Raw genomic sequence first — 10343 nt, 5'->3', positions numbered from 1 at the left:
GTCGTCCCGGCGAAGGCCGGGACCCATACCCACAGGCGGATGTGGTCACGAGGACTCGGAGTTTACGGCCGAGCCAAACAACTACTCCCTGGGATTATGGGTCCCGGCCTTCGCCGGGACGACAGCGAGTGTTGGCGCCCGCCTTCCCTACGTCCCGAAGTCGTCCCGCATCCTGGCCTGGATCTTGGCCATGCCGCCGATCCAGCGGTCGTAATTCTCGGTCTTCTTGCGCATGTAGCCGAGCACCTGCGGGTGCGGCAGGATCAAAAACGTCTCCTGCGCGAGGCCGGCGAGCACGTCCTTGGCAACCTGCTCGGGCGAGAGGTCACCGTCGCCGGATTGCGGGCCCTTGGGAATCGAACGCAGCATGTTGGTGTCGACGCCCTGCGGACAGAGGATCGAGACACGGATGTTGTGTGCCTTATGTGAGATCGCGAGATTTTCGGCAAAGCCGACCGCGGCATGCTTGGTGGTGGAATAAGCCGGACTGCCGACCTGCGACAGCAGTCCCGCGGCCGAGATCGTGTTGAGGAAATAACCGCCGCCACGCGCCTTCATGCGCGGGATCAGATGCCGCGCCGCATAGACGTGCGCCATGACGTGAATAGCCCAGCTGCGCTGCCACGGCTCATCCGAGGCACCGCCGGCATTGACCGACATCGGATCGAAACCGCCGCCGATGCCGGCATTGGAGCAGAACAATTCGATTGGGCCGAACTGCCGCTCGGTCTCATCGATGACGTGGGAAATATCCTTTTCCTGCGCGACATCGCATTTGAACGCCGCGCCATCCACTGTGGCAGCGACCGCCCGCGCGTTGTCCGCGTCCATGTCGGCGACGACCACCTTGGCCGCACCCGCCTTGTGAAACGCCTCGCACAGCGCCTTGCCGATGCCGTTGGCGCCGCCCGTGACGACCACGACCTTGCCGGTCACCTGCATGCGACGTCTCCTCTTATACCGCTACGCTTATTCCGCTTCGCGGAGCTTGCTCAGCTCAACACGAGGTCGAGCACCGCGGTATAATGGCATGCCGCGCCGGCCAAGACAAAGCCGTGCCAGATCGCATTCTGGAAGCGCAGCCGCCGCCAGGCATGGAAGATCACGCCAAAGCTGTAGAGCAGGCCGCCGGCAAGGATGAAGCCCAGCACCAGCGCAGGCAGCGCCTTGACCACGGAATCGTAGAGCATGATGCCGCTCCAGCCCATGGCGAGATAGATGCCGACCGCAACGCGGTCGAACCGGCCGGGGTAGAGAAGTTTCAGCACGATGCCAAGCATCGCCACGCACCAGACGCCGGTGAGCAGCACCAGCGCGAAGCCGCTGTCCTTCACCTCCAGGATGAACGGCGTGTAGGTCGCCGCGATCAGGAGATAGATCGCCGAATGGTCGAATCGCCGCAGCAGCCATTTGGCCGGTGAGATCGGCCACAGATTATAGGTCGCCGACAACACCAGCATCGAGAGCAGGCCGGCGACGTAGATCGCGACGCCGACGATGTCGGTCGCGTCGGCATAGAGCACCGTCAGCACCACCAGCACGGTCGCGGCAATGATGCCGCAGAGCACGCCGATCGCGTGGATCACGCCGTCGGCGATTAACTCGGCGCGGTCGTAGTGCCAGCCGATCGCGTCGGCGGCGGCGTGGACGGAGGAGGATGCGAGCTGTTTCAGGTGGAAGACGGTCATGGCAATCCGCAAAGTGAGACAATACCCTCTTGTATGGGTGTTTCGGGATCGGCGCGTCGTTCAAACGGCTGATTTGCCGACAAAGACGGTGGAAGTATGAAGCTTGATTTTCCTCAGGCAGTTGCCACTTTTGTGACTAGTCCTTTTTGCGTATCCGCCCCCGCCCGGGATTCCCAACGTTCATATGGCATTTAGTTTCCAGGATATGTTCGAGGAGGCGCGCCTGTCGGCTCGGGCGCTGATCGACTACGGCGAGCATTTCTTCAATCCGACGGTACGATTGGGGGTCACCGGCCTGTCGCGGGCCGGGAAGACGGTGTTCATCACCGCGCTGATCCACGGTCTGACGCGCGGTGGGCGGTTTCCGGTGTTCGAGGCCTATTCATCCGGGCGGATCGCACGGGCGCATCTGGCGCCGCAGCCGGACGACGCCGTCCCCAGATTTGCCTATGAGAGCCATCTGCGCGCGCTGATCGAGGAGCGGCGCTGGCCGAGCTCGACTGTCGACATCAGCGAGCTCAGGCTCGTCATCGACTACCAGCGCCAGAACGGCGCCGACCGCACGCTGACGCTCGACATCGTCGACTATCCCGGCGAGTGGCTGCTCGACCTGCCGCTGCTTCAGAAGAGTTTTGAGCAATGGTCGGCCGAAAGCCTGGCGTTGTCGCGCGAGGCGCCGCGCGTCCATCTTGCCGCGGATTGGCACGCGCATCTCGCAACGCTCAAGCCCAAGGCGCGCGAGGACGAGCAGGCGACGCTCACGGCCGCAAAGCTGTTCAGGGGCTATTTGCAAGGCTGCCGCGACGAGCGGTTTGCGATGAGCCTCTTGCCACCCGGCCGCTTCCTGATGCCGGGCAATCTGGCCGACACACCGGCACTGACCTTTGCGCCGCTCGACGTTCCCGCGGGCGGCCAGGCGCCGGAGGGATCGCTGTGGGCCATGATGGTGCGCCGCTATGAGGCCTACAAGGACGTCGTGGTGCGGCCGTTCTTCCGTGATCATTTTGCCCGGCTCGATCGCCAGATCGTGCTGGCCGACGCGCTCGCCGCGTTCAACGCCGGCCCCGAAGCGCTGCATGATCTCGAAGCCGCACTCGCGGGCATTCTCGACTGCTTCAACATCGGCCGCAGCACGTTCCTCAGCGGCCTGTTTCGGCCGCGCATCGACCGCGTGCTGTTCGCGGCGACCAAGGCCGATCATTTGCATCATTTCAGCCACGACCGGCTCGAGGCCGTGCTGCGCCGCGCGGTGACCCGCGCCGTTGCCCGCGCGGAAACTACCGGCGCGGAAATCGACGTCGTCGCGCTCGCCGCCGTCCGCGCCACGCGCGAGGCGCAGGTCGCGCATGGCCGTGACAAATTGCCGTCAATTTTGGGAACACCGGCCGCGGGCGAAAGCGCCGGCAGCGAGTTCTTCGACGGCAATACCGAGGTCGCTACCTTTCCGGGCGATCTGCCGCTGGATCCCGAGCCGCTGTTCAACGGCACCGATGCGTTCCGCGGGCTCTCGACCGAGGCCGCCGAGAAGAGCGATTTTCGATTCCTGCGCTTCCGTCCGCCAAAGCTCGAACGCGAGGGGAGCGACCAGCCGGCGCTGCCTCACATCCGCCTCGACCGCGCCTTGCAGTTCCTGATCGGAGACAAATTGTCATGAACGACCGATCGAAGCCACGGCGGCCGGCGACGTTCCGGCTCGACGACCCCGGCGTCGTCGTCACCGAGGCCGACGAGACGACCCGGCTCGGCCGCACCACCATCCAGATCACGCCGGAGCCCGATCCACTGACGTTGCCGGTGCCGATCGCAGCGATGCTTCCGGCGCGGCGCGGCTTTCTCTGGGGCACATTGTTCTGGTCCGGCGTTGCCGGGCTGACGCTGCTCGGGGTCGGGCTCGGCGTCGTTCGTCTGATCGAGGATCTGTTTGCGCGCAGCGAAAGCCTCGGCTTCGTCGGACTCGCGCTTGCCTCCGTCACCGCGCTTGCGCTCGCGGTGGTGACCGGACGCGAGGCGTTCGGACTGGCGCGGCTGGCAACGATCGAAAAGCTGCATCAGCGCGCAGCCGCCGTGCTTGCCAGCGACGACCGCAAGGAGAGCCGAATCATCGTGCAAGATCTGCTCAAGATCGCACACCAGAACCCGCAGCTCGCACGCGCCCGTGCCGCACTGGAGAGCCACGCCGGCGAGATCATCGACGGCGCCGACATGATCCGGCTCGCGGAGCGCGAATTGATGTCGCCGCTGGACATTGAGGCGCGGCGGCTGGTGTCGTCAGCCGCGCAAAAGGTCTCGATCGTCACGGCGGTGAGCCCGCGTGCCGCAATCGACGTGTTGTTCGTATTCGTGGCGTCTCTGAGATTGATACGCCAACTTGCGCGGCTCTATGGCGGCCGCCCCGGTGCGCTCGGCATGATCCGCCTGCTCCGCCACGTCATCGCCCATCTCGCCATCACCGGCGGCATGGCGGCGAGCGACAGCCTGGTGCAGCAGATGCTCGGCCACGGCATTGCGGCGAAGCTGTCGCAGCGGCTGGGCGAAGGCATGCTGAATGGATTGCTGACGGCCCGGCTGGGCCTCGCCGCGATCGACGTCACACGGCCGCTGCCATTCGCGGCCCTGCCGCCGCCAAAACTGTCGGACCTCGCGACGGATCTGCTGCGGAAGAAGGATGAGGAGGAGTAGCGTTCTGTTCGCGACGCGAGCGCTGTTCCCTCTCCTCTTGCGAGAGAGGGTGGCTCGCCGCAAGGCGGCGAGACGGGTGAGGGGTCTCTCTCCGCGCGCGCCTCTCGCAGTCGTCTTAGCCGATAGAGACCCCTCATCCGGCGCTTCGCGCCACCTTCTCCCACAAGGGGAGAAGGAAGAAGCCCGCCTTTGCTAGGCGAGCGTACGCAACTCAAACTCGCCCGCCAGCACGCGCCACTGGAACAGCGGTGAGTCCTTCGGTGGCGACAGCTCCGGGGTCCAGCCTGACAGCTTCTCCACCACGTACGTGTCCATCACGAGGCCGCGCCAGCGTCGTTCGACCTGGCCGAGTTGCTCGCGCTTGGCGGGGATGATCTCCCACAGCGGCGAACGATTGTCCGGCTCGCGTCCGACATAGATGCCGGCGTGCCCCCGGATCCGGTCCAGGCCGGGATCGCGAAAGTCCTGGAAGCGGCCGCGCTCGTTGATCTCGATCACGGGCACGCGGCCCCTGAACAGCCAGCGCATCATGGCATAGGTGCGATAGTCCGTCGTGGCGATCCAGGTCGCGCCGGTTTCGTCCAATGCGGCCTGTGCGCGCGCGGCGACCTGCTCGTAGCCGGACTCGGCACCGATCGGATCGATCTTGCCGAGCAAATTCCAGGGCGTGGCGACGTAATAGAGGAACACGACCACGACAAAAGCGATTCCCGAGACCACCGCCGTATTGGCCCAGAACAGCGACGACCTGATCATTCGCGCCGACCACTTCTCACGCGGCAGCATGGTGAGGTTGATAGCGGCGGCGGCAAAGCCGACCGGCCACATGAACATCGGCCAGGTGTCGCCGACGCGGAGGGTCAGCGATTTCGCCAGGAAATAGAGAAATGGCACCAGCACCGCGGTCGACAGCAAAATCGCGACCGGCTCGCGCGTGCGATAACCGCGCCACGCCGTCAGCACCACCCCTGTGAGCACCACCGGCAGCATGACGAAGCCGACCAGTCCGAATTGCAGGCCGATGTAATCGCCGAAGGTGCGGAGCGAGAAGCCGTAGCTGGTGGTGGCGCGCACGCCCTGGAAGCGGATCGCGGCCCAGTCGTGCTGCACGTTCCAGATCAGGACCGGCGAGAACACGGCGATTGCGATCAGGACCGCTAGATACGGATAGGGGCTGCGCAGCGAGCGCCAGCGCCAATCCGGCACCAGCAGAAAGGCGGCAACCGCCGGCGCGAACATGATCACGGTGAATTTCGACAGCATCGCCAGCCCGGCGAACAGGCCGGCCGCGAGCCACCAGCGACCGTGGCCGCCCTGCGCAAGCCGCACCAGGCACCACATCATCGCCACCGCAAGCGGGATCATGGCGACATCGGGCGCAACCTTCGCCATCAGCAGGCCGTAATAGAGCGCGGCTTCCGGCATCAGTACCGCGAGCACGACGGCGCGCACATCATGGGTGAGGCGGCGGACGATGTCGGCGAGCAGGAGCTGCGTCACCAGCATCGCGACGATGCCGCCGAAGCGCACACCGAGCGTGGTGTCGCCGAAGATCACAGTGCCGAACCGGATCAGCCAGGCGATGCCGGGGGGATGATCCAGGAAGCTGAGCGCCGTCTCCTGCGACCACGTCCAGTAATAGGCCTCGTCCGTACGCAGCTCGATGGCGGAGGCGTAGACCATGCGCAGCAGCGTCATCGCAGCAATGATCGCCGCGGCCATGACGAGCGGCCGGCGCGCCGCGCCTACGGGGGGCATCGTGATGTCGGGAGCTGTCGTCACGGCGGCGCTTTTCGCCAACCTGGGAGGGGGAGTCAATGTTGAGGGAAGAAACCTGTCATCCCGGGGCGCGACGTAGTCGCGAGCCCGGGACCCATAGCCACAGGGAGTGGCGTGGCACGAGCTGATCGCCACGAGTCGTCGCCAAACCCGGTCCGGTGGCTATGGGTCCCGGATCTGCGCGCGCCCAAGGGCGCGCTTGTCCGGGACGACGTCGAGTGAGCGGCGGCGTGCCGCGGATGTGATCCCGCAAGCGGGCCATCCCCGGAATTAAACGCGACGCTGGCTGTTCTCCTTCATGAACTGATACAACAGAATCATGGCCGCAACCGCATCCTCACGATTTTCCGAGCTTTCCCGCGCCATCAGCTTGCGCCAGCTGCGGCTGGTCTGCGGCGTCATCCTGTTCGCCTATGTCATCAGCCATTTCCTCAACCATGCGCTCGGCAACATCTCGGTCGATGCCATGGAGATCGGGGTCTACTACCACACGCTGTTCTGGCAGTTCCTGCCTGTAACGATCGTGTTCTACACGGCGGCGCTCACGCATATGGGGCTCGGCATCTATGCGCTGTATCAGCGCCGGCAGTTCCGCTGGCGGACGGTCGAGCCGCTGCAGCTCGTGCTGGGGCTCAGCATCCCTGCCCTCGTCATGGGGCATGTGATCGGCGTACGCCTCGGCCAGACGCTGTACGGACACCAGAAACTCTATCCGCAAGAACTCTATCTGTTCTTTGTCGCATCGCCAGGTCGGATCTGGACGATGACGATCCTGCTTCTCATCGCCTGGGTGCACGGCTGCATCGGCATCTATTTCTGGCTTCGCCTCAAACCGCTCTTCACGCGCGCGGCGCCCTATCTGCTCGCGGCGGCCGTGCTGATTCCGACGCTGTCGCTGCTGGGTGTCTACCAGGGTGGCCGTAGCGTCGAGATCGAGGCCGATGATGGGGAATGGCGGACGCATAATCTCACACGCCGCCAGGTCGGCACGACGGCCGAGGCCACGACGCTCGACCGCATCACCGGCGGCCTCACCGCCGGTTATCTCGGATTGCTCGCCCTGGCGCTGGCCGCACGCGGCGTACGGGCCTTGCGCGAACGACGCGGTGGCATGATCGCGCTGTCCTACGGCAACGGCAAGACGGTGCGCGTCCCAAAAGGCCTCTCCGTGCTGGAGGCGAGCCTTCGCCACAATGTGCCGCATGCCAGCGTCTGCGGCGGCCGCGCCCGCTGCTCGACCTGCCGCATCCGCATCATCGGCGATCATGATGCCCTGCCCGAGCCGTCGCAGCGCGAGGCGTTCGTGCTCACCCGTGTCGGCACCAGCGACCCCTCGATCAGGCTCGCCTGCCAGCTGCGGCCGACGTCGGATCTCTCCTTCTTCCAGCTCTTCACCGCGCATACCCTGACAGCGAGCGCGCAGGCCTCGACGCCCGCCAGAATCGGCCAGGAGCGCTATCTCGTCAGCCTGTTCGTGGACATGCGCGGCTCGACACAGCTCGCCGAGAAGCGGCTGCCGTTCGACACTGTGTTCATCGTCAACCGCTTCCTCGGCGCCGTCTCGCAGGCCGTGATTGAGAACGGCGGCCAGCCAAACCAGTTCGTCGGCGACGGCATGCTGGCGCTGTTCGGACTGAGCGCCGATCCGCAAGAAGCCTGCCGGCAGGCGCTGAAAGCAGCAGCCGGCATCGCCGTGCATATCGACGAGCTCAACGAGCTCCTGAGCCACGATCTGCGCCAGCCGATCCGCTTCGGCATCGGCATCCACGGCGGCGAGGTCATCATCGGCGACATCGGCTATCGCGATCACATCGTCTTCACGGCGCTGGGCGATGCCGTCAACGTCGCGGCCCGGCTCCAGGACATGACCAAGACACTGGCCTGCGAAGCGGTCGTGTCGGAGGAAGTCCGCCGCACCGCCGGCCTTGCCGACGATGCACTGCCGCAGCAGGAGGTCGCGATCCGCGGCCGCGACGAACCGATGGCCGTGCGCGTCGTCGCGGACGCCAGGGAGCTGTCGGCGCTGGTCGATCACGGCGAACGCGTCGCGGCGTAACACCGGCTTGCTGCAACGCAGCGGCATGGGCCTGCTGCGAAAGCACGAATTGACTTCATCCGAGTCGTTGCGACAGATGAGCGCGAGATTGCGGTGATGACCGCGATCAACGAAAAGCTCCGGGAGGAGACCACATGTTCGATCGACGCGACCTGCTCAAAGGAGCGGGCCTTGCCGCTGTTGCGACTGCACTGAACTCCACCAAAGCGCTGGCACTCGACACCGTCACCCTTCCCTTTGCCAATGGCGAACGGCCCTTGGTGAAATATCCGCAGAAGCGGCCGATGATCGGCCTGACCAGCCGCCCGCCGCAGCTCGAGACGCCGTTCGCGGTGTTCAACGACGGCCCGATCACGCCGAATAACGCGTTCTTCGTGCGCTATCACCTTTCCGACCTGCCCTACAGTCTCGACCCCGACAAGTTCACGCTCGAGGTCAAGGGCAAGGTCGACAAGCCGCTCAAGCTGTCGCTCAAGGACATAAGGAAGATGAAGGCGACCGAGATCGTCGCCGTCAACCAGTGCTCCGGCAACAGCCGCGGCTTCCTGGATCCGCGCGTGGCCGGCGGCCAGCTCGCCAACGGGGCGATGGGCAATGCGCGCTGGCGCGGCGTACCGCTGAAGGCCGTGCTGGCGATGGCGGGCGTGCAGAGCGGCGCCAAGCAGGTCACCTTCAACGGCATGGACGGTCCGATCAGCGACAAGACGCCCGATTTCGTCAAGGCACTCGATATCGATCATGCCAGCGACGGCGAGGTGATGCTGGCCTATGGCATGAACGGCGAGGACCTGCCCTTCCTCAACGGCTTTCCGCTGCGCCTGATCGTGCCCGGCTATTTCGGCACCTACTGGGTCAAGCACCTCAACGAGATCACCGTCGTCGACAATGTCTATGACGGTTTCTGGATGAAGTCGGCCTATCGCATTCCCGACACGCCCAACAATGCGGTCGAGCCCGGCACCGCACCGAAGGCGACGATCCCGATCAACCGCTTCACCATCCGTTCCTTCATCACCAGCGTCCCCGACGGCGCCAAGCTGAAAGCAGGCGGCACCACGCTGCGCGGCATCGCCTTCGACGGCGGCAAGGGTATCAAGGAGGTCGCGGTCTCCACCGATGGCGGCAAGACCTGGACCAGCACCAGGCTCGGCAAGGATCTTGGCAAATACTCGTTCCGCGAATGGACACTGCCGGTGAAGCTCGCGGCGGGCTCCCACGAGCTCAAGGTGCGCGCCACCGGCAATGGCGGCGAAACCCAGCCGGATACGCCGCGCTGGAATCCGGCGGGCTATCTTCGCAACGTCGTCGAAACCGTCCGCGTCACCGTGGCTTGAGGGGAATGATCATGCAGCGCACCGTTTTCCTCGCCATCGCACTCGCCCTCGCCGCCGTGGTGGGTGCGGCACTTGCAGCACCGGTCAACTACAAGACCCCCGATGAGGTCGCGGCGTTCAAGCCCGGGCCCAATCTCGAAGTGGTTCAGGGCAATTGCACGGCCTGCCATTCGTCCGACTACATCAACACGCAGCCGCCAATGAAGGACAAGAAAGGTTTCTGGCAGGCCGAGGTGACCAAGATGATCAAGGTCTATGGCGCCCCCATCGACGATGCCGATGTCGGCAAGATCGTCGATTATCTGGCCGCGACTTATTGACGGATGGCGCGCGGCGCGCGGACCAAGTGACCGCGAAACGGGCAAATCCGGCAAAAACGCCGCGAAGTTGAGCGGAATTCGGCGAAATGCCGATGTGGTTTGAGCTACCAAGCCAGCCACATTCCGCGTATCGTATTAGGACCGAACCGGCCGGTTGGCGGGGACTGGCGGTTCGAGATCTCGGAGGAAGACCCGCGGAGAAGTCGTGATGGCTAAAGGTACGGTCAAGTGGTTCAACCCGACGAAGGGTTATGGATTTATCCAGCCTGCGTCGGGCGGCAAGGATGTGTTCGTGCATATCTCGGCAGTGCAGAAAGCCGGTCTGTCGTCCCTGAACGAAGGACAGACGGTGGAATATGAAGAGATCGCAAACCGAGGCAAAAGCTCCGCAGAGAACCTCAAAGTATAAGCCCGCCGGCTGTTGCTAACTCCCGGATCGATCCGGGAGCCGGGCCAAGAAATTTCAGAAGACGGTCAGTGCACTCGA

General features: G+C 64.7%; 9 protein-coding genes. 6 read left to right on the top strand and 3 right to left on the bottom strand.

Features of this window, described 5'->3' with window-relative positions:
* Positions 1-147: 147 nt before the first annotated feature.
* Positions 148-942, bottom strand: a complete 795-nt coding sequence (locus AC0L27_RS11145) for an SDR family oxidoreductase (RefSeq protein ID WP_354207998.1) — start codon at positions 940-942, stop codon at positions 148-150.
* Positions 943-992: 50 nt separating this feature from the next.
* On the bottom strand, positions 993-1688 hold the full coding sequence (gene trhA / locus AC0L27_RS11140) for a PAQR family membrane homeostasis protein TrhA (RefSeq protein WP_354208000.1): 696 nt from the start codon (positions 1686-1688) through the stop codon (positions 993-995).
* A 184-nt stretch (positions 1689-1872) separates the two neighbouring features.
* Between trhA and AC0L27_RS11135 the strand changes: the two genes are divergently transcribed.
* Positions 1873-3342 carry a YcjX family GTP-binding protein gene (locus AC0L27_RS11135; RefSeq protein ID WP_354208002.1) on the top strand — a complete coding sequence of 490 codons (1470 nt, stop codon included), beginning with the start codon at positions 1873-1875 and terminating at the stop codon, positions 3340-3342.
* Entirely contained in the window at positions 3339-4367 is a 1029-nt protein-coding gene (locus AC0L27_RS11130; protein ID WP_473318936.1) for a YcjF family protein, read from the top strand. Before AC0L27_RS11135 ends, AC0L27_RS11130 begins: the two co-directional genes overlap by 4 nt.
* 192 nt (positions 4368-4559) lie before the next feature.
* Here the strand turns inward: AC0L27_RS11130 and AC0L27_RS11125 are convergent, their stop codons facing one another.
* Positions 4560-6125 carry a glycosyltransferase family 39 protein gene (locus AC0L27_RS11125; RefSeq protein WP_354208355.1) on the bottom strand — a complete coding sequence of 522 codons (1566 nt, stop codon included), beginning with the start codon at positions 6123-6125 and terminating at the stop codon, positions 4560-4562.
* Between the two features lie 340 nt (positions 6126-6465).
* Here AC0L27_RS11125 and AC0L27_RS11120 point away from each other — a divergent pair, with 340 nt between their 5' ends.
* From AC0L27_RS11120 to AC0L27_RS11105, 4 genes are all read left to right on the top strand, one after another.
* Positions 6466-8202: an adenylate/guanylate cyclase domain-containing protein gene (locus AC0L27_RS11120; protein ID WP_354208006.1), complete on the top strand. Its 1737-nt coding sequence runs from the start codon at positions 6466-6468 to the stop codon at positions 8200-8202.
* A gap of 134 nt (positions 8203-8336) precedes the next feature.
* Complete coding sequence (gene sorA, locus AC0L27_RS11115) at positions 8337-9536, top strand: SorA family sulfite dehydrogenase catalytic subunit (RefSeq protein WP_354208008.1); 1200 nt, start codon at positions 8337-8339, stop codon at positions 9534-9536.
* Positions 9537-9547: 11 nt separating this feature from the next.
* Positions 9548-9856 carry a SorB family sulfite dehydrogenase c-type cytochrome subunit gene (gene sorB / locus AC0L27_RS11110; RefSeq protein ID WP_354208010.1) on the top strand — a complete coding sequence of 103 codons (309 nt, stop codon included), beginning with the start codon at positions 9548-9550 and terminating at the stop codon, positions 9854-9856.
* 208 nt (positions 9857-10064) lie between these two features.
* Positions 10065-10265, top strand: a complete 201-nt coding sequence (locus AC0L27_RS11105; protein WP_007596519.1) for a cold-shock protein — start codon at positions 10065-10067, stop codon at positions 10263-10265.
* Positions 10266-10343: the final 78 nt, after the last annotated feature.

This window comes from Bradyrhizobium sp. Ken51 (assembly GCF_055807435.1).
Note: the sequence above shows the minus strand (reverse complement) of the source record. Positions and strands in the feature narration are given on the sequence as shown.